The 25,115-nt window shown below is 50.7% G+C and carries 19 protein-coding genes; 4 read left to right on the plus strand and 15 right to left on the minus strand.

Going from position 1 to position 25,115, the window contains the following annotated elements; genetic code table 11:
• Positions 1-30: 30 nt before the first annotated feature.
• The 10 genes from A6301_RS21940 to A6301_RS21985 all read right to left on the minus strand — a co-directional run bounded on the left by A6301_RS21940 (position 31) and on the right by A6301_RS21985 (position 11,961).
• Complete coding sequence (locus A6301_RS21940; RefSeq protein WP_234258754.1) at positions 31-1,761, minus strand: sulfatase; 1,731 nt, start codon at positions 1,759-1,761, stop codon at positions 31-33.
• A 127-nt stretch (positions 1,762-1,888) separates the two neighbouring features.
• Positions 1,889-3,355 (minus strand): DUF1593 domain-containing protein, encoded by a 1,467-nt coding sequence (locus A6301_RS21945; RefSeq protein ID WP_234258755.1) that lies wholly within the window; start codon positions 3,353-3,355, stop codon positions 1,889-1,891.
• Positions 3,356-3,367: 12 nt separating this feature from the next.
• On the minus strand, positions 3,368-4,642 hold the full coding sequence (locus tag A6301_RS21950; protein WP_234258801.1) for a carbohydrate porin: 1,275 nt from the start codon (positions 4,640-4,642) through the stop codon (positions 3,368-3,370).
• Entirely contained in the window at positions 4,531-4,989 is a 459-nt protein-coding gene (locus A6301_RS21955) for a hypothetical protein (protein WP_234258756.1), read from the minus strand. The genes A6301_RS21950 and A6301_RS21955 overlap by 112 nt, the downstream gene beginning before the upstream one ends.
• Positions 4,990-5,299: 310 nt before the next feature.
• The gene (licT, locus tag A6301_RS21960; RefSeq protein ID WP_234258802.1) at positions 5,300-6,136 is read right to left on the minus strand and encodes a BglG family transcription antiterminator LicT; all 837 of its coding nucleotides are present in this window, start codon (positions 6,134-6,136) and stop codon (positions 5,300-5,302) included.
• Between the two features lie 141 nt (positions 6,137-6,277).
• Positions 6,278-8,230 carry a beta-glucoside-specific PTS transporter subunit IIABC gene (locus A6301_RS21965; protein WP_234258757.1) on the minus strand — a complete coding sequence of 651 codons (1,953 nt, stop codon included), beginning with the start codon at positions 8,228-8,230 and terminating at the stop codon, positions 6,278-6,280.
• Between the two features lie 355 nt (positions 8,231-8,585).
• Entirely contained in the window at positions 8,586-8,948 is a 363-nt protein-coding gene (locus A6301_RS21970; protein WP_107170131.1) for a DUF305 domain-containing protein, read from the minus strand.
• A 72-nt stretch (positions 8,949-9,020) separates the two neighbouring features.
• Positions 9,021-10,490: a GGDEF domain-containing protein gene (locus tag A6301_RS21975; protein ID WP_107170132.1), complete on the minus strand. Its 1,470-nt coding sequence runs from the start codon at positions 10,488-10,490 to the stop codon at positions 9,021-9,023.
• Positions 10,491-10,864: 374 nt separating this feature from the next.
• Positions 10,865-11,353 (minus strand): ATP-independent periplasmic protein-refolding chaperone Spy, encoded by a 489-nt coding sequence (gene spy / locus A6301_RS21980; protein WP_107170133.1) that lies wholly within the window; start codon positions 11,351-11,353, stop codon positions 10,865-10,867.
• Between the two features lie 311 nt (positions 11,354-11,664).
• The gene (locus A6301_RS21985) at positions 11,665-11,961 is read right to left on the minus strand and encodes a hypothetical protein (RefSeq protein ID WP_107170134.1); all 297 of its coding nucleotides are present in this window, start codon (positions 11,959-11,961) and stop codon (positions 11,665-11,667) included.
• Positions 11,962-12,176: 215 nt separating this feature from the next.
• Here A6301_RS21985 and A6301_RS21990 point away from each other — a divergent pair, with 215 nt between their 5' ends.
• Entirely contained in the window at positions 12,177-14,231 is a 2,055-nt protein-coding gene (locus A6301_RS21990; protein WP_234258758.1) for an NADPH-dependent 2,4-dienoyl-CoA reductase, read from the plus strand.
• Between the two features lie 15 nt (positions 14,232-14,246).
• On the opposite strand, the gene rlmG is transcribed toward A6301_RS21990, so the two are convergent.
• The gene (gene rlmG / locus A6301_RS21995) at positions 14,247-15,386 is read right to left on the minus strand and encodes a 23S rRNA (guanine(1835)-N(2))-methyltransferase RlmG (RefSeq protein WP_107170136.1); all 1,140 of its coding nucleotides are present in this window, start codon (positions 15,384-15,386) and stop codon (positions 14,247-14,249) included.
• 160 nt (positions 15,387-15,546) lie between these two features.
• Between rlmG and A6301_RS22000 the strand changes: the two genes are divergently transcribed.
• The 3 genes from A6301_RS22000 to sstT all read left to right on the plus strand — a co-directional run bounded on the left by A6301_RS22000 (position 15,547) and on the right by sstT (position 19,616).
• Positions 15,547-16,545 (plus strand): Gfo/Idh/MocA family protein, encoded by a 999-nt coding sequence (locus tag A6301_RS22000; RefSeq protein WP_107170137.1) that lies wholly within the window; start codon positions 15,547-15,549, stop codon positions 16,543-16,545.
• Positions 16,546-16,995: 450 nt separating this feature from the next.
• Positions 16,996-17,949 (plus strand): TerC family protein, encoded by a 954-nt coding sequence (locus A6301_RS22005; RefSeq protein ID WP_215483559.1) that lies wholly within the window; start codon positions 16,996-16,998, stop codon positions 17,947-17,949.
• A gap of 419 nt (positions 17,950-18,368) precedes the next feature.
• Entirely contained in the window at positions 18,369-19,616 is a 1,248-nt protein-coding gene (sstT, locus tag A6301_RS22010; RefSeq protein WP_107170139.1) for a serine/threonine transporter SstT, read from the plus strand.
• Between the two features lie 83 nt (positions 19,617-19,699).
• On the opposite strand, the gene A6301_RS22015 is transcribed toward sstT, so the two are convergent.
• From A6301_RS22015 to uxaC, 4 genes are all read right to left on the minus strand, one after another.
• Positions 19,700-20,230 carry a YgjV family protein gene (locus tag A6301_RS22015; RefSeq protein ID WP_234258759.1) on the minus strand — a complete coding sequence of 177 codons (531 nt, stop codon included), beginning with the start codon at positions 20,228-20,230 and terminating at the stop codon, positions 19,700-19,702.
• 89 nt (positions 20,231-20,319) lie between these two features.
• On the minus strand, positions 20,320-21,810 hold the full coding sequence (locus A6301_RS22020) for a UxaA family hydrolase (protein ID WP_107170141.1): 1,491 nt from the start codon (positions 21,808-21,810) through the stop codon (positions 20,320-20,322).
• A gap of 19 nt (positions 21,811-21,829) precedes the next feature.
• On the minus strand, positions 21,830-23,296 hold the full coding sequence (locus A6301_RS22025; RefSeq protein ID WP_107170142.1) for a tagaturonate reductase: 1,467 nt from the start codon (positions 23,294-23,296) through the stop codon (positions 21,830-21,832).
• A gap of 203 nt (positions 23,297-23,499) precedes the next feature.
• Entirely contained in the window at positions 23,500-24,909 is a 1,410-nt protein-coding gene (uxaC, locus tag A6301_RS22030; protein ID WP_107170143.1) for a glucuronate isomerase, read from the minus strand.
• Positions 24,910-25,115 lie beyond the last annotated feature (206 nt).

Raw genomic sequence — 25,115 nt, forward strand, 5'->3', positions numbered from 1 at the left:
CCCAGAGAAAGCGAACGGATTCCCTCATTTTCACGGTTGAATGGGCAACGTACCGACCGGGCTTTCCTGCCAGCCATAGCGAATAGCCTTGAATTGCAGCTGCGATGCGCTCTTCAGCGGCGTAATACTCCCCGTGTACAGTTCCCACTCTTTGCCATCCCAGCTATAGCCGATGGACGCGTCCTGCGTGCGGTTAGCCAGATAAATTTTGTGGCTGAGCGCATCCCACTGCGCCACTGGCGTCAGCGTTGTACGCTGCTTGCCCTGCTCATCCAGCAAATCGGCAACCATCTGATCTTCCGCAATCAGATTCATATCGTTCGCACTATTTCGCCAGCGATCCATCTCCTCACGCATCCGCACCAGTACAGCGTGTTGGGCAGGATCGGCCGCCAAATTATGCAACTGCAAAGGATCGCGTTGCAGATCGTAAAGCTCTTCCGCCGGACGATCGGCAAACCAGCTTTGCTGATCCTCACTCAGTTGGTGCTGATCATGTGCCGCATTCAAATCTTTCATTGACCCGAGCGCGTTGCGGAAAGCGATACCGATGCCCCCCGGTGTAGTCGCCAAATTGCGGACATACTGATAGTCACGGTCCCGAACAAAATAGGCGCGCATATCATATTCATCCATCCGCCCGCGCACGCCGTAGACAAACTGTCGCGGCGGCGCAAAATCCTGTGCCAGGCTGATGCCGCGCATATAATCAGGCTGTTTGATGTCGGCAAACCCCAGAATGGTCGGTGCCAGATCCTCAAACGATACCAGCCGTTCATTCTGGCTCCCCTCCGTCGACCAGCCTGCCGGACGATATTTCTCTGGAATATGAACGATCAGCGGGACATGCGTACCGGAGTCATAGCCCTCACGCTTATGACGCGGAATCCCATCACCGTTATCCGCCGTAAAAATCACGATGGTGTTATCCCACAGCCCGTCCTTTTTCAGCCCATCCAACAGCTTACCAACCTGCATATCCATAATATGAATATTGTCATAATGCTGTGCCAGTTCCTGCCGCGTTTGCGGCGTATCCCGCAGATAAGGTTCCAGTTTCAGGCTTTGTGGGTCCGTTGGCGTATAGCGGTATTGCTGGCGGAAGGTATCCCACTGCTTAACAAAGCGCGACTGACCCGCTGGGTGGTTTTCCGCCGTAAAGAGCGCTGACTCGTGCGTAATCTGGGGATTGAAATTCATGAAAAATGGCTTGCCCTTCAGATCGTAATTACGCCAGGCCAGTTGAATATGCAGATCGTCCATGCTGCTGTATTCCCCATGGCGCGTCCACAGGGTAAAAGGACCGACATCGGCATGCCCTTTGGTAAACTGGTAATCCGTCTTGGTGTCGTTATAGGTAAAATAACCGCTGCGGCGTAGCAGTTCGGGATAGCCTTTCACATAGGAAGGCGGCACTCCCAGATAGCCGCCTGCGGGTCGGGTCGCCGTGCGCATGTGCTGCAACCCAGTGGTATGTTGAAATACGCCAGTAATCAGCCCTGCTCGTGACGGCGCGGATACCCCCGCCATGGTGAAAGCTTGCGTAAAGACAACGGACTCTTTTGCCAGCGCATCCAGATTCGGCGTTCGCGCTTGTGTATCGCCGTATGCGCCTAGACGCGGGTTCATGTCCTCCGCGACAATCAGCACCACGTTCGGACGCGGGCTGGCGATCTGGGCGGAAAAATCGCTACTCATTGCCTGACCGGACAGCGAGAATGCGGCCAACATGGCCGCCACCAGAGGGGTTTTCTTCATCATTTATGTTTCCTCAGACGTCTTGATCCGCATGCCGCCACGCGTTATGTGGCGGCAATGCTCTATCATTCACAGCGCTACCAGCCCTTTCATAACGCCATCAATGAAATAGTCGCGCCTAAAAACGCTCTCACTTTTCTGAAGGGACAACTGTCACAATTGCACGTCGGTAAGATGTTAATGCTGGCGATCCGCTATCTGTTCCTTCCAGAATAATGTGGAACGGTGTCGGAACCTTAACGGCTGGCGCGACAAAGCGGGTTTCTCCCCCCTCAGGCTGAGATAGCGTGATACCTGGGCCAAAGTGCACGCCCATCGCTGTAGCGGTCGGCTCTTTATATTGCCACCAGCGATAGGTCACCGCGTGACCATCGACATCACCTGAACCTTGCGCCGATAGCGTGACCGACTCACCCGCTTTCACCTGCCAGGAAACGATCTCCGTTCCCGGCTTACCATTCAGCACCAGATGCGGGTTATGATTTGTTTTCTTCACATCCCCCGTCAACGTCCAGTCCATACGCGCAGCGAAGTCGTTCTGATACGCATCACGCCACCGCCAGATAGTCGCAGGTGCGGTGCGGTATTTCTTACCATCGATGCCAACGACCTCATCTGAAGTGCTGACACGCAAACCAAGTTCACTCCCTGGAGAAATCTCGCCATAACGTCCACCCCAACTGCCATATTCTGGATGCTCAGGATCGCCAAGACCCGTACGGAGCAAATATAAGAATGATGGAGAATCGCCTTCCATGGAGTACTCCAAAGGAGGATAGACTGCGCCCAACGGACCTTTGCGCCGTATGTTTTCTGCCAGCCACTCGTTATTCACTTTACTCATGTCACCACCGGCCGCGCGTGATGAAGACATGCCAACCCACGTAGAGAGAAAATACTCATTCCAGGCATGAATACTGGTGATATAACGCAATTGTGGGAAATTGCCTCGAATCCAGGCCCCCGTATTATCTTGATCGGAAATAGCATAAACACGGATTTTACTAACGAACGCATCGACCTCTTTCGGCGTTCTCTCTGCTTTCACATCATGCAGAGCCTGAGCTAAATCCACCCCACCACCCCATAGGGTGATCCACAATGGGCGATCGTCACGTTTATCAACCGCCTGAATAATCAATTTCGATGCGTCGGTGGATTTCCCTTCGCCAACATACGCCATCCCGAAGCCTGCCCGCCCACTGCGAACAACATCACGTAACGCTTTAGCGGAAGGATAACCTTGTGCATGCTTTTGCAGATTAGGCAGAACACGCTCATAAGCATCAATACGCTCATGGATCATGGGAGTATTGACCTTGTCACGCAGCCAGGTTGAGGTTGTCGCCACAATCCCTTCAACATCAAACTCATTGCTATACAGTAAGAACCGGACCAGCGATTGTGAGTCATCCGGCTCATTACCTATGTCACTCAGAATCAAGATGCGTGTTTTCTCTGCACTGACGACGTTTTTCTGCTCAACGCGCTCTCCTGCCGTGGAAGAAGCCGCGGCAATCGCGAATACTGGAACACAAGTCGTTGCCAAACAAATGCTTAGCGAAATCGATTTAATACCTTTAGTCGATAAAAACATAGTTATTCCTCATCAGAAAACAACCTCAGCCTGGACACCAAAACTGATTTGATAATCTTTCTTATCATTAAAGCTGTGTTTATCTATTTCATTGTCCAGCGCTTTAAGATAACTGGTGTAGAAACGAATTTCTGGTCGAGATTTTAGAAGGCTGGTATCCACTTTGAGGATATGAGCCAGAGTTACCTTATAACCGGATTCATCATAGCTACTATTGTTATTGGTATTTTCCTGCACAAAATAACCAAGTTCTATCGCGGTCTGGTTCGTTCTGTCCCAAATATAGGAGGGACGGATCACCGCACGCATGGTCTCAAAATCCGTGTGCGCGCCATTATTGATCGAGTAAAGATCATTACCGCGGCCATAGACCAGAGAGTGCGCCATGATGACATTATCACGCAGGTATATCTCACCTTGGTTGATTAACCGCCAGCCAATGCCTTCACTGTGAATACCGTAATAAGCACTCTTATAGTCAAAATCGGGATTTGGGCCAGAAATATTCATAAACTGGCTAGCAAAAGAGTTATTAGCAACTTGCGCGGTTAATTCATTAAAACCGCCTAACACAGGGTGACGTAAAATGGCCTGACCTAACCAAGCGGATTTCACTTTATAGTCATTACCGGCAGATTGTGCCGCTTTTTGCTCATCAGTCTGGTTAGCAAAAGCATGTTTCGCCCCCAATTCAAGAGACAAATCTTTGCTCAATGGAATATCTTTATACCTAACTTCAGCAATATTCACATTAACTTGGGTGGTTTTATTACATGTTGCCGTTGTACAGGTCGTGCTGTAATTATCGATATCATTGCGCGTCAATGCCATGCTTAATGATCCAACAGGCATTTCCCAATTCTCAATTCCCAGACCTGCACCAGAAAGTGTCCGACTCCCTTTCCAATCCAGCATTTGGATTTCATATTGTGGCAGCGTGTGTTTACCGATCCAGAATGTCGCTTCTGGTGCAAATGGCAGGAAGCCCTTCGTTTCAACAAATAACTTGCTGAGTTTTCCCATTCCACCGCCAGCCATGCCTTTCTCAAAGGATTCATCACTCTGAGATAATCCTAAATCGCCTTCAAACTGTACGTTCGCCCAAATTGATTTATTGCCTTCCTGCCAGGCACGTTTTTTAAATGACAGGTTATACCAGCCGTCATATTCATTGCCTAAGCGCCCCAGCGAGCCTGCGGCCCAGGATTGAGGCCCACCATTAGTTGTTGATGCATAGCCAGTACGGAAATAACCCGAATATTTAAAGCCGTGTCTTCCTGAACATATTTGCTAATTTTTTTCAGTGCCGAGTCTGATAATACCGGATCGCTCTCCACTGCCGTGGATTTGGCTTGTAATGCTGCCGCTGGTTGCGCCGCGTTTTCATGCCCAGCAACCGGATTCACAGGGGAAGAACTAACTAATGAATTTTGTTTTTTTTCTTTATCTTCATAAGCCTGTAGCTTTTCCTGCGTCTGTTTTAATTGTGTTTCCAGCAACTCCATCCGTTGCTCAAGCGTTAATTTTTGTGCCATCGCATCCGGTGCCAGACCGTAACAAGATAACAACATCAACACAGCGGCTTTTTTTCTGAATGTCAGCCTTTTATTTCTCATTTTTTTATTATTCATCATATTACCCCTCATTTTTCTTGACTGTTATCACAGAGTAAACATCACCGTGATATATCCCTGGTGTGGCGAAGTAGTCACTTTCTAACTTGTTATCCTTCAAGTAGTCTGTAGGTTTTCCATTCCCCCATTTTTATTAGGCAAAAAAAAAAACCTATCCAGCCAGATGAAAAAATTCATCTAACAAGACAGGTTTCGCCTGAATTTAATCAGTTACGTCCTAATTAGAAATAAGTATAATTAGCTAAGATCATCATTTCAATTTTTACAATTTAGAAACGTGAGCAACATCACCTGAAAAATTCAGATCAATTTATTTAGGATGATGACTAAGACGATTAATGTGAATCGTTAAAAACATGATTTCATCTGTCGTTAATTTATATTCACAATGCTTCTCGACATAATAAAAAATGCGCATTGCACAAGCATAAGCCACTTGCATTAACTCTTTGATACCGTCATAAATGCTATCATCAGCATGGCTCACAGGTGTTCGATTGAATAAACGCAATGAAAAAAACTTTAAATGCGTGATAAAACGCTGATAATCAATCGCATTTTCATCATAGTTAATATTAAGGTCATATTTTACAATCGTCAAAATATCCTTAATAAGGGTAGCACTTTGCATCGTGCTTTCCATATTGCTATTGTTTGCTGCATTCGCCAAATGGAAAGCAATAAAACCTGCTTCATCTTCTGGCAAACGCACTTGCAATTTTTCTTCAATAATATCAAGCGCTCTTAATCCGACTGAAAACTCTCGCGGATAGAAAAGCTTAACTTCCCAGAGTAACTGGTTATTTATTTTGATCCCTTCATTATGACGTTTTACCGAAAAATTAATATGATCATTCAATGCCAAAAACAGCGTGTCCTGTAATTTGATATCTAGCACTTCCCGCGCAAGCATAATAATTTTCTCGGTAATACTCAGATAAACAGGCGGAATATCAGCCAGTATTTCAGCGAAGAACGCATTCAGCCCATTACTGGTTTTGAGAAATCGACTGTCTATTCGATCTTCATTTACGCTGTCACCATCCTTTTTGCCAAATCCAATACCCCGCCCCAGTGCGACGCATTCTTCCCCCTTATCAGTCACTGCCAATACCGCATTATTGCTTAATATTCTTATTATTTTCATCACTACGCCCGTATGGTTGTGCCGCCAAGGGGATGGCCAATCCGCCATTCCCTTGTTCGTTGACTGCCGCCCTCCCTGCGTATTGATACCCGATGACAGCCTCCACACTTGTCGCCTGTCATTCGTCATGCCATTCGCGTGTTACGCCAGCGCGATGATCGTGTCGCCAGCCTGCGGGTGACGAACAGAACTCAGGCCAAATACGCGATAGTCTTCAGGATTTGTTACCACCATCGGCGTCACGATGTCATAACCCGCTTTCTTGATCGCTTCCAGATCGAATTCCAGCAGCAGTTGGCCTTTCTTCACTTCATCACCTTCTTCAATACGCATTTGATAGTGCTGCCCTTCCAGTTGAACCGTATTGATACCCACATGGATCAGGATTTCCGCACCATTTTGCGAGCGAATGCCGACGGCGTGGCCACTGGCAAACGTGCTGGCAACCACGCCATCTACCGGTGAATAAATGCAACCTTCATTCGGCACAATGGCAACGCCTTGTCCAACCACACCAGAAGAGAACACCTTGTCATTTACCTCTTCCAATGGGATGAGTTCACCTTTTGCGGGCGAGCCCAGCTGTTCTGCCGTGGCAGGCGCCTCTGCCAACGGTATTGTCGATGGCATCACGTTCGCGCCAGCAGCCGGGGCTGTCGATGCACTGGATGTAGTGGATGCTGTCGTTGAAGTGGAAGGCGCTGCCGGCGCAGTGGCTGGTGCTGGCACTTTCCCGGCTGGCGGGATTGGATCATCAAACCCAACCACAATAGTCAGCACAAAACTTGCGACAAATGCGATAGCACAGCCAATGAGGAAGCCAACGAAGCCTTCACCATAGAAAATCGGCAGTGTCAGCAACCCGGGCATCCCCATGGAAATCGCCGAGCTTTTCGCATAGCCTGCGATAGCCCCGCCCATTGCCGCGGCGATCACTGCACAGATAAACGGTTTTTTCAGCTTCAGCGTTACACCGTAGACACCGGGTTCTGTGATACCAAACAGTGACGCAATGAACGAACTCCCCGCCAACGCTTTGAGTTTCTTATCTTTGGTTCGCACCATCACGCCCAATAACGCACCGGATTGAGCAAAGACAGACGGGCTAGATGCCGCTTTCAGGTAACTGTGCCCCATAACGGAAATATCATTGATAAAGACGGTCACGAAACCCCAGTGAATACCGAAAATCACTAAGATCTGCCATGAAGCCGCAATCAACGCACCAGCGATGATCGGGTTAAAGCTATAGATGCTAACAAACAGTGAAGCGACGAGTTTACTGGCCGTGATACCGATTGGGCCAATGGTCATCAGCGTTAACGGCACCATCAGCGTTAATAGGAAGAACGGCGTTAAAATGTTACGCACGCTTTCGTGAATATGACGATTCAGGAAACGTTCGAGATAGGACATCAACCATATGCTGAAAATAATCGGGAGTACCGAGGAGGTGTATTTCATCATCACGACCGGCAACCCTAAGAATGTTACAGGCTGGCCCGCCTCAAACAGCCCTTGTATTGAGGGATAAACCAGCGCGCCCGCAATCGATACTGCCACGAAAATATTGGTGTCAAACTTACGCGCGGATGTAATAGCCAACAGCATAGGCAGGAAGTAGAACAAGCTGTCAGAGGCCGCATGCAGTATCACATAAGTACTTTCTTTTGGACCTAACCACCCACAGGCAATAACAATTGCCAGCGCACCTTTCAGTACACCCGCTGCCGCCATTGCTCCTAGCAGCGGGGTGAAAATACCCGCGACCAGATCAATCAATCGTCCCATCATAGAAACCGATTTTTCATTTTCTATTGGCTTCTGTTTATTCGTGCCATCTTCCAGTAAACCAGAGATGGAACCAAAGGCACGGTACACTTCCGGCACTCGATTCCCAATAACGACCTGCAACTGCCCTGAAGCGTTCAGAACCGTAATGACACCGTCCTCTGCCTCCAGTGCTTCTATGTCCACTTTGCTGTGATCAACGATCTTAAAGCGCAAGCGTGTTGCACAATGAACCAGAGTGGAGACATTCGCCTCTCCCCCGACCAACCTCAAAATATTTTCAGCTAGCACTTTGCTATTCATAATGACTTCCCGTTTCGTCAATGGCTGCAACTGCCCAATACACGTCATCCCGCTTGTTATCCGCTGGCCAGCTGGAAAATAAGCAAAAAAAAACCTGGATAAAAACGCGTGCTATACGCGGCTTTATCCAGGTCTCGCCCAGAATATTCTGGTGACGTCCTTTGCCTGCTTTCTAACAAGTTAATGCTAAGAAAGCTATCTCTCCGTTTTATTCTGTGAAAACTGTCACTAAATTTCGTCTAATTAGCTAAAAACCTCTCAGGCTCTGCTCAAAAATTAGCAGATGGATAGCGCTACCGATCTGGCAACTCGACACATCGGTAGCGTGGTTCGGACACGAATGGATAGTGCCTGATTAAGGCTTGCCCTGCTTCTTCAGCCAGGCTTCCATTTGGTCGATCTCCGGCTGCTGGGCTTTGATAATCGCTTCCGCCAGCTTGCGCAATTCCGGGTCTTTACCGTATTGCAGCTCCGTTTTTGCCATATCAATCGCGCCGCGGTGGTGCGCAATCATCCCCTTAGCAAAGGCAATATCAGGATCGCTGGACTGCATGCCTTCCATCATCTCAGTATGCATCGCATCCATCCCTTTCGCATACGCCTGCTGGGAGGACGACACATTGTTCGTTGCACCATGGCCGCTATGGGCGCTGTCGGCCGCCAGCGAGAAAAACGGAACCAGCAAGGTCGCCGTTAATAAAAAATGGACACGCTTCATCACCACCTCTCAATCAGTCACAGTACTTTTTTGAGGGTAGACGTTCCTGTAAGGGGAAGGTCAAGAAAAGATTCAGACTCCCTCGGCCAGGCGTATGCAAACGCGGTTACGTCCCTGCGCCTTCGCCTTATACAACTGCTCGTCTGCCAGACCGATCAGATCGTAAATATTGCCGCCTTCATACTGGGAAAAAATGGCAACGCCAATGCTGGTCGTAAAATGGATTGCCCGGCCATCGGACAGCGTAAGCGGAGTTAATTCCGTAAGACGCCGTAGCACTTCGGCCATGGCCTCAGACTGCTCAACCGTGAGATCATAAGCCGCAATCACAAACTCTTCTCCGCCCCAGCGGCAAAGAATGTCGCTCGGGCGAATATTTGCGCTCAGCATACGGGCAAAGCTGGCGATCAATTCATCACCGCTGGCGTGCCCATAGGTATCGTTGACCTGCTTAAAATAATCGATATCCAGAAATAGCAGCGTTAATTGGCGCTTTTTCTTATTCATCAACATGCCCTGCCTTCCGTTCAGCATGCTGAGGAAAGCGCGGCGATTGAAGGTATTGGTCAGCGCATCCTTCAGGCTATTGCTTTCGATGATTTTAATCAGTCGCCGGTTCATCGAGACAAAATGAGAGACGCTTAACATCGCCATAATTAACATCGCAATATTCAGCCGCGCCGTGGTGAGAAACGAATTAATGTACGCTTCAGAGTTTGAATTAATGAGGATACCGACTTGATTAATATAGAGATAATTTAGTATTACCCCCGTTATCGCACAGAGTAACGACATCACCGGGAAAGAGTAGTTGAATGCACATAGCGTGAGCGGAATAACGGACAGCGTAATCAGGCTGGCATCCAGAAAAAATAGGCTAACTAATAAGAAAATAATAAAGACCAGAAAGGGAAAAACATTGTCTCTGACGTGCTTAGGACATAGCGGAATATTCCGCAGCACCCGCAGAATGTCTTTACCCCGCAGGAAAAAGAACGCGAGGATAATGCCGGTGCCCAGTTGCTCACTGAACCAGTCCATAAACTCGTCATAGCGGTTGCCCGTATCGTAGACATAGGCGTAAAAGCCATATGCAACACCGGATGAGAAGGCGCCTAAAAACGTCGAAGCGAAAATAATATAGACGTAATATTTGCTGAATTTTTCAAATGTGGACCACTTTCCGGTAAACCGACACATCAGGCAAAAGGCGCACCAGGCCGTCACGACAAAAACCATATTACACAAGCACAATAGCACCTTGGTTTTTAACGGTGAGTTATTGTCCATCAGTAACGCCGCTAGCAGCATCGCTGCATAACTCACTAAAAACCCCATGCAGATAGAGAGCGTTTTAGCTTTTATCGTCCCTTTTCTGACCCTGAAGCTAACCATGAGACAAAAAACTAAAATATTCGCGGGCCAAAACAGCGATAACTCATCCAGCACTCGAAATCGAAATCCCATACAGCTCACGATTAGGGTGGTCAGAAATAAAAACGGCATGAACTTTTTAGTTTTCAACATCAAATCGTTATTCATCTGCCCTTTGCCGCCCGCTACCCAATAAATCCACCCGCTTCATCTACGGGAGAATAGCATTAATCATTTCCCTACTCAGCACGATGCTTAAGGGAAAAAATAAAAAAACCACCGGGCTGATGTACTGCTTGTTGGCAGCCCATCAGTCCGGTGGTCTTGGCTCATTTATTTCAGGTCTAGCGCGGACTCATGAATAATGAGGTTGCTGACAAAGTCCGCAGAGCGGGGGTAACGGATAGATCGTAAAGACGCTGTAAACACGTCCTTGTGCGCTCGGCTTGCGCCATCCATGGCGCAAACGCTTTACTCTTCTATTCCGTTACGCCCGTTTTCATTCGGCAAATAGCTTTGTCAACGGTCTGATAAATAATGCGTTATTCCGCAGGCGTTGGCTTGCCATCAGGTTTTTGCGGTTGAGTCAGTCGCTTTTCAAAGCTGTCGTTGTACTGTTTCTTCTGCTCTGGCGTCAGAACGTTGTAAATTTTGTTTTTGGTTTCCAGTCCATTAAGCATTCTGGCCTTGTGTGCGGCGTCAGCTTTATCCAATTGCGCCTGCGCTTTTGCGGCATCAAAAGTCTCTGATGCGACCAGGCTATGCATCTCACGACGATCGTCCTGCATCGCTTTATGCATTTTCTCGCGTGAATCTTTCATGATGTCTTTAATTTGCTGCTTCTGCGCTTCCGTTAAATTCAGCTCCTTAAACATCGCATCCGGCCCCATCATGCCACGGTGCTCACGACCCTCTTTCATCATCATCTTGTGTTCTGATGCCGGGCCTTTCGGTGCGTCATTAGCATGCGCGAGGCCTGCCGCGCCCAATGCCAAAGAAGAAGCAACCAGCATTGCAGTGAGTTTACGCATATTCTATTCCTCTCTCTGAATTAACTTATCGACGGCGAGTGCCGTGCTACGAGAGAAAGTATAGGCTCGACACCTTCAGTTAATTAGAACAAGGGTAAATCTCTGCAAGTGTCAGCTCCACATTTGCGGCAATTGTGGAGAATGAGGAGGAATTGTGTAAGAAAGCGGAAGCATTGCGTTAATCAAACTTTGTGTTAATCAAACCCGTGTTAATAAAACCTGTGTTAACACCGCGACACGGCTTTGCTACTCTACCCTTGATGCTTTTTTACAGCACCACGGGTAATCGCTGAAAAATACCAGCCGTGAAATTATCGCAGCGAGCGCCTAAAGGCAGTGGCCTCTTGTGCCAACACATCAAGATGGGCATGAATGACTTTCATTTTCTGAATCAGCGGATTTCGCTCCGGTGAGCTATCCATCGAGCTCAACTGCGCAGAGAGCCTTTCAATCTGCGTGCAAAGGTAAGCGTCACGCTCTCTCGCCTGAAGCAGTTGCTGATGAAGGGAGTGATGTTCCTGTCGCCACGTCTGCTGCTGACGCTGAACGCTTTGCTCTAACGCCCGAAGCGCGCTATCCAGCCGATATTCCAACTCTTCCACCCGCATAACGATACCTTTGCCCAATAAACCCGCGGATTATAATGTCACACGCCCCTGACAACAAACACTCCGGCACGCGATCCCTTGCTGACTCGCGCTTCTCCCTACGATTAGCAATGACTTCACTCACAATAAACAAACATAAATTTCACAACTCACTCAATTACCGCTAGATTGAACATCATGACTCATCAGACCAGTTAACTTCACCGGAGAGTGCAATGACTGCCTACCCCATGCTGCTTACTCCACTCGATCTTGGCTTCACCACGTTAAAGAACCGCGTAGTCATGGGTTCGATGCATACGGGTTTGGAAGAACACCCGGACGGCGCAGAAAGGCTGGCAGCATTTTATCGTGAGCGGGCGCTGGGCGGCGTAGGTTTGATTGTTACAGGCGGTATTGCGCCAAACGCAAAAGGAGCCGTCGCCAAAGGAGGCGCGACCCTACATGACGAGACACAGGTGGCGCATCATCAGGTACTCACGCAGGCGGTACACGAGGCAGGCGGAAAAATTGCGCTGCAAATTCTCCACGCGGGGCGCTACAGCTATCAGCCCGATCCGGTCGCGCCCTCCGCCATTCAGGCTCCGATTAACCGCTTTGCGCCACGGGCAATGAGCACGCAGGATATTATGCAAACCATCAACGACTTTGCTCATTGCGCCGTGCTGGCGCAGCAGGCAGGTTACGATGGCGTGGAAATCATGGGCTCGGAAGGCTATCTGATTAATCAGTTTCTGGTGGCACACACGAATCATCGTGACGATGAATGGGGTGGTGATTTTCAACGCCGCTGCCGTTTTGCACTTGAGATTGTCCGCGCCGTGCGGGAGCGTACAGGGGCTGACTTCATCCTGATTTACCGTTTATCCATGCTCGACCTGATAGAAGAAGGCTCAAGCTGGCAGGAAATTGTGCAACTGGCGCAGGCTATTGAGCAGGCGGGCGCCACTCTCATCAATACCGGCATTGGCTGGCATGAAGCGCGTATTCCCACTATTGCTACACTGGTGCCGCGCGGTGCCTTCGGCTGGGTGACAAAGAAGTTGATGGGGAAAGTTCGTATCCCACTGATTACCACCAATCGTATCAACGATCCCGGCGTGGCGGAACAACTGCTGGCCGAGGGCTGTGCCGATATGGTATCGATGGCTCGCCCTTTTCTCGCCGATGCTGAACTGGTGGCAAAAGCGCAGTCGGGGCGTGCTGATGAAATCAATACCTGCATCGGCTGCAATCAGGCCTGCCTCGATCAGATTTTCGCTGGTAAGGTCACTTCTTGTCTGGTCAACCCACGCGCCTGTCACGAAACTGAACTACCTATCCAGCTTGCGCGGGTCAGTAAACGCTTTGCAGTGGTCGGCGCAGGGCCTGCTGGCATGGCCTTTGCCGTCAACGCCGCCGCACGCGGCCATCAGGTCACACTGTTTGAAGCGTCTTCCTATATTGGCGGACAGTTCAATATTGCCAAACAGATCCCTGGTAAAGCGGAATTTTATGAAACGCTGCGCTACTACCGTCGCCAGTTAGAACTGCACGGCGTCACGCTGCGCCTGAGCACGCAGGCAACGGCGACGGATTTGCTCGGTTTTGATGATGTGATACTGGCATCTGGCATTGTGCCACGTATCCCCGCGATTGCAGGCATCGATCACCCCAGTGTGCTGAGTTATCTGGACGTACTGCGCGATAAAAAACCCGTCGGTAAGCGAGTGGCCATTATCGGTGCAGGCGGCATCGGTTTTGATACTGCACACTACCTTTTAACTGAAAAGCGCATTCCCAGCAGCCATCATCACCTTAATTCCCCTTCTTCTCAGCCTGAACACAATGATTTTTATGCGGAATGGGGCATCGATAAACAGCTACAGCACCGGGGCGGCCTGCTGCCCCATCAATCTGGCGAGCTTCCCCACCTGCGGGACATTACCTTATTACAGCGGAAGGCAGGCAAACCCGGCGAAAATCTGGGCAAAACGACAGGTTGGATACACCGCACTACCCTGCTGCGCCACGGCGTGACGATGCTGGGCGGCGTGGAATATCACCGTATTGATGATGAAGGGCTGCATATTATCCATGACCAGCAAATGCGCTGCCTGCCAGTGGATAACATCATTATTTGCGCAGGTCAGGGGCCCAACCGAAAACTGTATGACCCCTTGCAGGCTGCCGGGTGCCATGTTCATCTGATTGGCGGTGCTGATGTGGCACAGGAATTAGACGCTCGCCGGGCAATCGATCAGGCTACCCGGCTGGCGTTAACGCTATAATTTAGGCAAGGTGGCTTAGCGGGACGAGCCCGTTTTAACCGCACGCAGCACGGCAAACTTGGTGTTGCTGGCAATGGTTTCACAGTTACCGAACAGGCGCTTCAGCTTGTGGAAGTAATCCAGATGGCGATTGCCCACAATACGTAGTTCACCACCAACCTGAAGGCAACGACGGGCATCCATAAACATCTGCCAGGCGATTTCGTCCGTCACCGCCTGCTGCTGGTGGAACGGCGGGTTACACAGCACCGCCTGCAACGTATCGCGCCTAACGCGGGACAATCCGTTGTTCACCGTGAAGCTACAGCGCTCGATATCCTGCGGACAGTTAACCTCAACGTTCATCTGGCTTGAGGCCACCGCCATGTAGGATTCGTCAAAGAATCCGACGGTAGCCTCCGGGTTGGCTTTCAGCGCGGCCAGCCCAATGACACCGTTGCCACAGCCGAGATCGACGATCTTGCCATCTATCTGTTCCGGCAAATGCTGCATAAAGAAACGTGCGCCGATATCCAACCCATTACGCGAATACACGTTAGCGTGGTTTTGAATACGATAGCCGTAACCATCCAGCTCCCACTCAGTAGTAAGTGACTGCTCACTGACTTTTAATTCTGCCCACTCACAGTGAACCAGACGCGCTTTTTTCCAGGCCAGCGAGGTTTTCGTCGGCCCCATCACACGCTCAAACAATTGCAGCGTAGAGGTATGAATATCCCGCGCCTTCGCCCCGGCAATAATACGCGTTTGCGGCGTGACGACCTTACGCAACATTCTCAACTGGTGTTCCAGCAGCGCGATCGTTTTGGGTATCTTCATCACCACCAGCGCAGGCGCATCGGGTAGCTCCGCCATGCTATCCAACAGCGTTACCGCATCGGCATCATAGCCGTTCAGTTCCAGATTATGTCGCGTCGCCAGTTGGCTGAGATAAGAGTCACTGATACTGACAGGTGATTGCGCCTGCAAGCCGCAGGCCAGCGCACCAAACGTATCATTGAAAATCAGGCGCGGCCCCGGCGCGATCTCCATGCTAGCCAGCTCACGCAGCAGATATTCATCTGCGGCATCCCACGCCTGTAGCGCCGAGTTTTCAGCGACCTGAGGGTAACGCACCAACGTCAGGTTGCACGTTTCCAATTCGAGTTGGCTCATTAGCCTCTCCTACATCATAAAATTTGCGCTGTTTATCCCTTAAAATAGCCCATCAGTAAATGCTTTTCTCTGCCAGAAAAGTAAATGATTGACGTTGCCTTGTCATTTCACCGTGATAATCTGCCTATTCATCACCGATGCCTCAGGATACCAAACATTTATGATTCGCTTCGCTATTGTAGGAACCAGTTGGATCACCCGTCAGTTTGTTGATGCCGCCCATGAAACCGGCAAACTGAAGCTTACCGCCATCTATTCACGCACGGCAGAAAAAGCGCAGCCGTTTCAAGCTGATTATATGGTGGATACGCGCTTTGATTCACTGGACGCCATGGCGAAATCCGATCTTATCGACGCCGTGTATCTGGCAAGCCCTAACTCACTGCATTGCGAGCAGGCTCTGCTCTTCCTGAGCCACGGCAAGCATGTCATCTGTGAAAAACCGCTGGCTTCCAACCGCTATGAAGTCGAACAGATGATCGCCTGTGCCAGAGAAAATCAGGTCGTGCTCTTTGAAGCGTTCAAAACCGCCAGCCTGCCCAATTTTAGCGTGATCCAGCAGGCGCTGCCAAAAGTCGGCCGGCTGCGTAAAGTGGTGCTGAATTACTGCCAGTATTCCTCACGCTACCCGCGCTATCTGGCAGGCGAGAACCCAAATACGTTCAATCCGGCGTTTTCCAACGGTTCCATTATGGATATCGGCTACTACTGTCTGGCCTTCGCCGTGGCACTGTGGGGAGAACCGTGTACCACGCAGGCCAGCGCAACATTGTTGGAAAGCGGCGTGGATGCACATGGCAGCATTACCCTGAATTACGGCGACTTCGATGTAACCATCATTCATTCCAAAGTCAGCCACTCCGCCATCCCCAGTGAAATTCAGGGGGAAGACGGCTCGCTGGTGATTGAAAAAGTTTCCGAATGCCATAACGTGAAATTCATCCCGCGTGAAGGCAAGCAGTTGGATCTCAGCCAGCCGCAGCATATCAACAGCATGCTGTACGAAGCCGACATCTTTGCCGCGTTGGTGAACGACGGCGATATTAACCATGCGGAATTGGCGCGCTCACGTACCGTCGCTGGGCTGCTGACAGAAATTCGCCGCCAAACAGGTGTCGTATTTCCAGCCGATGCCGCAGCGCCGGGAAGTGCAGAGTAAGATGGTGATAATTATTTGACCAAGATCATCTTTTCACCTATCTTCTGTCAGGCAAAGGGGAGTAACTTTTCCGCCAGCTAATCGTCATTACGATGCGTTCCGCATCCGGTTACTGGGCAACCTTGATGAAACAGCTTCATTAATGTTGTAAGTGAGACCTTGCCGGAAGGCGAGGTGCATTTGCAGCTTTAATTATGAGCGGCCAGCGTCCTTCCGATGTTGGCCGTTTTTGTTTCTATACCCCAAATAATTCGAGTTGCAGGAAGGCGGCGACACAGTGAATCCCCAGGAGCTTACATCAGTAAGTGACTGGGGTGAGCGAGGACAAATCGGCTTAGCCGATTTGAACGCCGCTTGCGGTGGCCCTTCAGGGCGAGGCTCAGTGATGAGCCGAGTATTGCCAACGTACATGCAGCTTGAAGTATGACGGGGATATTTAAGGATCTTGCTATGCACACCATTGGCACTCCGTGGTTATGGGGCAGCTTCGCTGCCATTGTTATTGTGATGCTGGCCATCGACCTGCTCTACCAAGGGCGCAAAGGGTCAACGGTCATGACGTTTAAACAGGCTGCCGTCTGGTCTATCATCTGGGTCACACTTTCTCTACTGTTCAATGCCGGTTTCTGGTGGTATCTGGACGGCACGTTGGGTCGCGACGTTGCCAACGCCCAGTCGTTGGCATTCTTGACCGGTTATTTGATTGAGAAAGCTCTCGCCGTTGATAACGTCTTCGTCTGGTTGATGCTCTTCGGCTACTTCGCTGTTCCGCCACAATATCAACGTCGCGTGCTGATTTATGGCGTGCTGGGTGCCATCGTTCTCAGAACGCTGATGGTGTTTGGCGGTAGTTGGCTGGTCACACAGTTCCAGTGGCTGCTCTATGTGTTTGGCGCATTTCTGCTGTTCACCGGCATTAAAATGGCGCTGGCTAAAGACGGGGATGGCGCGATCGGTGACAAGCCGCTGGTGCGCTGGCTGCGTAGCCATCTGCGTATGACGGACAGCATCGAGAATGAACGATTCTTCGTACGCCGTAACGGCCTGCTGTACGCCACACCGCTGTTTCTGGTGCTGATTATGGTTGAAATCAGCGACGTGATTTTCGCCGTCGACAGCATCCCAGCGATTTTCGCCGTCACGACCGATCCCTTCATTGTCCTAACGTCTAACCTGTTCGCTATTCTGGGCCTGCGTGCCATGTACTTCCTGCTGGCAGGCGTGGCTGAACGCTTCTCGCTGCTGAAATACGGTCTGGCCGTCATCCTGATTTTCATCGGTATCAAGATGCTGCTCATCGATATCTTCCATATTCCGGTGGCCGTTTCTCTGGGCGTCGTCGCCAGCATTCTGGTCATCACCATGCTGATCAACGTCTGGGTGAACAAACGCGCCGAGCGTTAATCCTTATCCCTCCAAAGGGTGACGGACACGGATGTCCGTCATAAAAAAACGTCAGGAACGTTTTTCAACGTTGCACAGCAACGGCCCGAAGGGTGACGGACACGGATGTCCGTCATAAAAAACGTCGGGAACGTTTTTCAACGTTGCACAGCAACGGCCCGCAGGGTGATGGACAAGGACGTCCGTCATAAAAAAGCGTCGGGAGCGTTTTTTAACGTTGCGCAGCAACGGCCCGCAGGGTGATGGGCAAGGATGTCCATCATAAAAAATCACATCACCGCTTTTCTCAAAAGTAAATTTTCATATACTGATACACGTAAACACATATCGTTACGGAAAGAAAAAGTCACCCGACACACGTCAGAGGTGCCAGATCCGTACAGACAACCACTTAGCGGAACGGTTATCCCGTCAAAATTATGGCAACTCAACACTCTCGTTTTTTGCAGTACGTTACCCACGGCAGCCTGGTTAAACAGATTCTTCTGGGGCTTGCGGCTGGTATTATTCTGGCTTCGCTGTCTACGCAGGCTGCACTGGCGGCTGGCTTATTGGGAACGCTGTTCGTCGGCGCATTGAAAGCCGTCGCCCCCATTCTGGTTTTGATGCTGGTAATGGCATCGGTTGCCAATCATCAGCAAGGGCAGAAAACCAATATTCGCCCGATCCTGTTTCTGTACCTCATCGGTACCTTCTCTGCGGCGCTGATTGCCGTTGTACTCAGTGTCCTCTTCCCTTCCACGCTGGCGCTCAACGCGCAGGCCGCCGACATCACGCCACCATCGGGTATTGTCGAAGTATTAAAAGGCCTGTTGATGAGTATTGTCGCTAACCCGATTCACGCTCTGCTCAATGCCAACTACATCGGTATTCTGGTGTGGGCTGTAGGTCTGGGATTAGCTTTCCGTCATGGATCAGCTTCCACAAAGAACCTGATCAGCGATGCATCTCACGCAGTAACGGCTATCGTGCGTGTCGTGATTCGTTTCGCACCGCTGGGGATTTTCGGTCTGGTCGCCTCAACGCTGGCAGAAACCGGCTTCGGCGCACTGTGGGGCTACGCTCATCTGCTAATGGTACTGCTCGGCGGCATGCTGCTGGTGGCATTCGTCGTTAACCCGCTGATCGTCTACTGGAAGATTCGCCGCAACCCTTATCCGCTGGTGCTACGCTGCCTGCGTGAGAGCGGCGTGACAGCCTTCTTTACCCGTAGCTCTGCCGCCAACATTCCGGTGAATATGGAACTGTGCCGCAAGCTGAATCTTAATGAAGATAGCTATTCAGTGGCTATACCGTTGGGCGCTACCATCAATATGGCGGGCGCAGCAATTACCATTACGGTACTGGCGCTGGCGGCCGTTCATACACTAGGGATTGAAGTTGATATCGCTACCGCATTATTACTGAGCGTGGTGGCAGCTATCTGTGCCTGTGGTGCATCAGGTGTGGCGGGTGGTTCACTGTTACTGATTCCACTGGCGTGCAGCATGTTCGGTATTTCCAACGATATCGCCATGCAGGTGGTCGCGGTTGGCTTCATCATCGGCGTATTGCAGGACTCCGCAGAAACGGCACTAAACTCATCAACGGACGTGATTTTTACCGCCGCCGTGTGTCAGGCAGAAGATGCCAAACTAGCGGAAAAAGAGCGTTTGAATCTGCTGTAACGGATTAGGGATTGATTATCCTCTTTCCTATAACGCCGTTCGCGTCAAAACGAACGGCGTTAGATTACGAGAAATACCTGAAGTTACGCTTTATTCTCTACGCTGAAAGGATCGATGCCGCGCTGCTGCATACGCCAGAAGCGGATGATGTTAAAGCCGTTCATCAGCAGAAAGCAGCCTTCGATCAGTGAGCCGCCAATCGACCCCAACCAGATATTGTGTACAACCCAGCAGGCGGTTGAGCACCACATCACGCAGCGCGTCGTTAACCCAGAGGTGCGGAACAGCGCCCAGGTACTGGCGACCGTCCCTGCTATCGGCAGCAGTTCCATCGCATGGTGCATACCCGACAAACCAAATCCGAGCGTTAATGCAATAAAGACAAACATCACAATGATGTTATGTGTTTTGAGTGAGATTAGCGTACGTGCCGAGTTCAACAAGGCGCTGGCACCTGCCGCATTTGCCCCCATCAAGAAGAAATGTAGGCCAATCACCGCGCTGTATGCCGAGAGCTGTATTTTAAATTTTTTATCGTTACGGTTGAAAAACATGGTGATACCGACCAGAAAAGCCAATACACCAACAGACTGGGCAACCCAATAGTGTGTCATGATCCCTGCCTCTAAAAAGTTGTGGCGAAAAAAAACGGCGCCATTATAAAAATGAAACGCCGTTTTATTTTAATTGGAATGCATGAGATTTACAACGTCACACCGCTCTTAAATATGGCTAATTCGCGGAAGTCGTTCACTTCATTCTTCGTACGCTTACCGTCAGCAATCTCGACAATCAGCTCGACGAACTGGCTCAGCAGTTCATCCATCGGCATGTCGTGGATCAGACGACCCGCATCGAAATCAATCCAGTGCGGTTTCTTCTTCGCCAGCTCACTATTGGTTGCCAGTTTTACGGTAGGAACAAATCCGCCGTAAGGGGTGCCACGTCCGGTACTGAACAGCACCATATGACAACCCGCTCCCGCCAGTGCGCTGGTTGCTACCGCATCATTTCCCGGTGCGCTGAGCAGGTTGAGCCCCGGAGTATGTAAGCGCTCACCATATTTCAGCACGTCCACCACTTTGCTCTGCCCGGCTTTTTGCGTACAGCCCAGTGATTTCTCTTCCAGCGTCGTGATCCCACCCGCTTTGTTCCCCGGCGATGGGTTCTCGTAAATCGGCTGGTTGTGCGCAATGAAGTACTGTTTGAAGTCATTCACCATGTGCACCGTTTTCTCAAACGTGGCTTCATCACGGCAACGGCTCATCAGAATACGTTCCGCACCGAACATCTCCGGCACTTCGGTCAGCACGGTGGTGCCGCCGTTGGCAATCAGATAGTCGGAGAAACGGCCTAGCAGTGGGTTGGCCGTAATACCAGACAATCCATCGGAGCCACCACATTCCAGACCAAACTTCAGTTCACTCAGCTTGCCTGGCTCACGCTTGTCATGGCGCATTGCTTCATACAGCGTGTGCAGACGCTCCAGACCCGCTTCAACTTCATCGTCCTGCTGCTGGCAGACCATGAACGTGACACGATCAGAATCAAAGCCGCCCAGCGTGCTGCGGAATGCGTCAACCTGGTTGTTCTCACAGCCCAGACCGATCACCAACACCGCGCCCGCATTCGGGTGACGCACCATGTTTTGCAGCATCGTGCGGGTGTTCTCATGATCCTGACCCAGCTGTGAACAGCCGAAGGTATGGCTGAACAGGTAAACGCCGTCGATACCTTCCGCATCGTTGGTTTCTTTCAGGAAACGCTGCTGAATCTGACGAGCAATACCATTTACACAGCCGACGGTTGGCAGAATCCATAACTCATTACGGATACCGACATCGCCATTTTTGCGGCGGTAAAGCTGCACCTCTCGGTCGCCCATCTGTGCAGGCAGTTCGAGAAACTCAGGTTGGTACTGGTATTCATCCAAATCGCTCAGATTAGTCTTCGCATTCTGGGAGTGAATATGTTCTCCGGGAGCAATGGAAACCAGCGCATGGCCGATCGGCAGGCCATACTTGGTAATCATTTCTCCCGGTGCGATGGTTTCCAGCGCGAACTTATGCCCGCGCACGACAGGTTGCTGAAGTGTCACCGTATAGCTATCCACCGACACCGTTTCACCTTGCTCCACATCACGCAAGGCGACAGCCACATTGTCCAGAGAATGAATTTTTATAATACTTTGCATGGATAACCCTTCTTGCTGATTAGCAATAACCTTCCACGGCTGCGCGCATACCGCGCTCAACGATGGTTTGTAACTGTTCTGTCACCTGCGCAGCAAGCCCAGGAACCTGCGTTAAATCCTGTTCCCAATGGTCCGCATCGCGCAGCACTACATTCACCAACTCAGCCAGGCTGACGGTGTTTTCTTTTACGCCCGCCCACAGCGAGGAATAACGCTCCAGCCAGTGTGCGTCGTCCTGCAACGGATAAGTTTGCAACGCATCGCCTTCACCGCTGCGCTCACCGCGATAGAAGGCAATCAAGGCCGCCAACGCAAACGTCAAGCGCGCAGGCAGTTCACCGTGACGTTCACGGTAAGTCAGCAACTGCGGCAGAATGCGGGTACGGAATTTGGTCATGCCATTCAGCGAGATAGACAGCAGTTGATGCTGAATGAACGGGTTACGGAAGCGGCTTAACACGGCCTGAGCAAATGAGGTCAGTTCGTCATGCGGTAAATCCAATACCGGTACAATCTCTTCGGCAATGGTCTTTTCCACGAATTTGCCAATCAGGGCATCATCCATCGATTCGCCAACGGTATCCAGACCCGCCAGAAATGCGACTGGCACCAGCGCAGTATGCGCGCCGTTGAGGATCGCCACTTTACGTTCTTTATATGGCTTGATGTCATCAACGATACGAACGTTCAGATCCAGCTTGTTCAGACGTAACTCTTCCGCCAGCCACTGTGGTCCCTGAATCACGAACAGATAGAAGTGCTCCGCCGTATCCCAGAAGGTATCCTGATAGCCCATTTCCTGCTGGAGCGCCTCAACTTCGGCACGCGGATAGCCCGTAACAATGCGGTCAACCAGCGTTGAGCAGAACGTGTTGTGATCGTTCAACCACGCGGTAAATGTTGGTGTCAGTTCCCACTGTGCAGCATAGCGCAGCACCAGTTCTTTCAACGCCACGCCGTTGTAATCAATCAATTCACACGGTAGCAACACCCAGCCTTTATCTGCCGCACCGTCAAAATGACAGAAACGCTCATACAGCAGACGCGTTAATTTCGCCGGGAAGCTGACTGGCGGCGCGTCGCTCAGGCGATCTTCCGCGTGATAGCTGATACCGGCTTCGGTGGTATTGGAGAAGACGAAACGGATGTTCGGATCGTGCGCTAACGCCAGATAGTCATCGAACTGACGGTATACGTTGATTTCACGGTTTACCGAACGGATCAGACGGGGCTCGCGAACGGCCTCACCTTGCTCATTCAGGCCACGAATAATGGTGGTGTACAACCCATCCTGAGTGTCCAGTGCGGGCGGGAAATCGGAATCGATCGGGCGAACAATGACAATACCCGCATCCAAATCGGTGTGCTCATTCAGCAAATCCAACTGCCAGTCAACAAAGGCACGCAGGAAGTTACCTTCACCAAACTGGATAACACGATCCGGGTGTTGACGACCGGGGAAATTACGACGATTTAACGTTTGCATTAACAGGCTACCTCAGGACGAATCTCACATTCAGGGCATGACCGATAAACCGTCATCCTTGCCCTATATTCATATTCACCAGCACCCAATCACCACGCGCGCTGATGACAAAAGACCGAGACGCTGAGAGCCGCGGCGTAAGCCCCTTTGGGAATCTTACTGCCGCGCCTCTCGTGCAATTCACGCGCTACGACGCGGTGGAATTACAGCTCGATGGCAAAATAGTTTTTAGCGTTATCGAAACTGATGTTTTTCACCATTTCGCCCAGCAGCGGCAGATCGGCTGGCGCTTCGCCATCTTCCACCCAGCGGCCAATCATCTGGCACAGAATGCGGCGGAAATATTCATGACGGGTATAAGACAGGAAGCTACGGCTATCGGTCAGCATACCGACAAAGCGGCTCAGCAAACCAAGCTGCGCGAGCTGTGTCATCTGGCGTTGCATACCGTCTTTCTGATCGTTGAACCACCAGCCAGAACCGAACTGCATCTTGCCCGGCATCCCTTCCCCCTGGAAGTTGCCGATCATGGTGCCGAGCACTTCGTTATCGCGCGGGTTCAGGCAATAAAGGATGGTTTTCGGCAGCAGGTTTTCTTCATTCTGCTTGCTGAGCAGGCGAGACAATTCCTGAGCCAGCGGACGGTCATTGATGGAGTCGAAACCGACATCTGGCCCCAGCAGCTTGAACTGACGCAGGTTATTGTTGCGCAGCGCACCAATGTGATACTGCTGAACCCAGCCACGACGGGCATATTCTGCACCCAGCCAAACCAGAACGCCGGTTTTGAACTGTGCCACTTCATGCTCGCTTAGCGTTTCGCCAGCCAAGCGACGCGCCAGAATGTTGTCCAGCGTTGCGTCATCCGCTTCAGCGAATAGCACCACATCCAGCGCATGGTCAGAAACTTTGCAACCGTGCGCCGCGAAGTGATCCAGACGCTTGGTCAGTGCCGTTTGCAGATCGCTGAAACGACGAATGTCGGTGTCAGAAACTTCACCCAATTTCGCCATATAGTCGTTGAAGGTCGCCAACTCGATGTTGAACGCTTTATCTGGACGCCAGCTCGGCAGCACCTTGATGGAGAAGCTTGAATCCTGAGCAACGGTTTTGTGGTGGCGCAGATCGTCAATCGGATCGTCTGTCGTACCCACCATTTTCACGTTCATCTGCTGCATGATGCCGCGCGCGGTAAAGTCATCGCGTTCCAACATCGCATTACAACGATCCCAAATATCTTTTGCCGTGTCTGGCGACAGCAGCGTACCGGTTACGCCAAACGGACGACGCAGTTCCAGATGTGTCCAGTGATAAAGCGGGTTGCCGATGGTGTGCGGCACGGTAGCGGCCCAGGCTTCAAATTTTTCCCAATCGCTGGCATCACCCGTACACAAACGCTCAGGCACACCGTTGGTGCGCATCGCACGCCACTTGTAGTGATCGCCCTTCAACCAGATGTCATACAAATTTTTAAAGCGATAGTTTTCCGCAATCTGCTCAGGCGGTAAATGGCAGTGGTAGTCAAATATCGGTTGGTCGACGGCATACTCATGATAAAGGCGGCGGGCAAATTCAGTGTCTAACAGAAAATCTTCACTCAGAAACTGGGGCATGTTTTCTTCCTTACCGTGCTTCTTGTGCACCAAATGGGTTGGTCGTTAAAAGATATCACACCAATTATGCGCAATATCTCACAGCATTTGTGAGGTCATGATCGCAAAAATGTAACAAAGCAGTACAATAACTCAGCATTCATGGCCCTGTACGACTGGCTCTTCTCTATTTAAACAAATAATTCGTTATTCCGCATAAAAATAAT

This window comes from Pectobacterium sp. IFB5596, assembly GCF_021432585.1.
Taxonomy (GTDB): Bacteria; Pseudomonadota; Gammaproteobacteria; order Enterobacterales; family Enterobacteriaceae; genus Pectobacterium; species Pectobacterium punjabense.

Coding starts and splice junctions, on each gene's coding strand:
- A6301_RS22000 (WP_107170137.1), top strand. CDS start 15,547: ATGATTCGCTTCGCTATTGTAGGAACCAGTTGGATCACCCGTCAGTTT.
- licT (WP_234258802.1), bottom strand. CDS start 6,136: ATGAAAATAATAAGAATATTAAGCAATAATGCGGTATTGGCAGTGACT.
- rlmG (WP_107170136.1), bottom strand. CDS start 15,386: ATGAGCCAACTCGAATTGGAAACGTGCAACCTGACGTTGGTGCGTTAC.
- A6301_RS21970 (WP_107170131.1), bottom strand. CDS start 8,948: ATGAAGCGTGTCCATTTTTTATTAACGGCGACCTTGCTGGTTCCGTTT.
- A6301_RS21965 (WP_234258757.1), bottom strand. CDS start 8,230: ATGAATAGCAAAGTGCTAGCTGAAAATATTTTGAGGTTGGTCGGGGGA.
- spy (WP_107170133.1), bottom strand. CDS start 11,353: ATGCGTAAACTCACTGCAATGCTGGTTGCTTCTTCTTTGGCATTGGGC.
- A6301_RS21945 (WP_234258755.1), bottom strand. CDS start 3,355: ATGTTTTTATCGACTAAAGGTATTAAATCGATTTCGCTAAGCATTTGT.
- A6301_RS21940 (WP_234258754.1), bottom strand. CDS start 1,761: ATGATGAAGAAAACCCCTCTGGTGGCGGCCATGTTGGCCGCATTCTCG.
- A6301_RS22025 (WP_107170142.1), bottom strand. CDS start 23,296: ATGCAAACGTTAAATCGTCGTAATTTCCCCGGTCGTCAACACCCGGAT.
- uxaC (WP_107170143.1), bottom strand. CDS start 24,909: ATGCCCCAGTTTCTGAGTGAAGATTTTCTGTTAGACACTGAATTTGCC.
- A6301_RS22005 (WP_215483559.1), top strand. CDS start 16,996: ATGCACACCATTGGCACTCCGTGGTTATGGGGCAGCTTCGCTGCCATT.
- A6301_RS21990 (WP_234258758.1), top strand. CDS start 12,177: ATGACTGCCTACCCCATGCTGCTTACTCCACTCGATCTTGGCTTCACC.
- A6301_RS22015 (WP_234258759.1), bottom strand. CDS start 20,230: ATGACACACTATTGGGTTGCCCAGTCTGTTGGTGTATTGGCTTTTCTG.
- A6301_RS21955 (WP_234258756.1), bottom strand. CDS start 4,989: ATGATGAATAATAAAAAAATGAGAAATAAAAGGCTGACATTCAGAAAA.
- sstT (WP_107170139.1), top strand. CDS start 18,369: ATGGCAACTCAACACTCTCGTTTTTTGCAGTACGTTACCCACGGCAGC.
- A6301_RS21985 (WP_107170134.1), bottom strand. CDS start 11,961: ATGCGGGTGGAAGAGTTGGAATATCGGCTGGATAGCGCGCTTCGGGCG.
- A6301_RS22020 (WP_107170141.1), bottom strand. CDS start 21,810: ATGCAAAGTATTATAAAAATTCATTCTCTGGACAATGTGGCTGTCGCC.
- A6301_RS21975 (WP_107170132.1), bottom strand. CDS start 10,490: ATGAATAACGATTTGATGTTGAAAACTAAAAAGTTCATGCCGTTTTTA.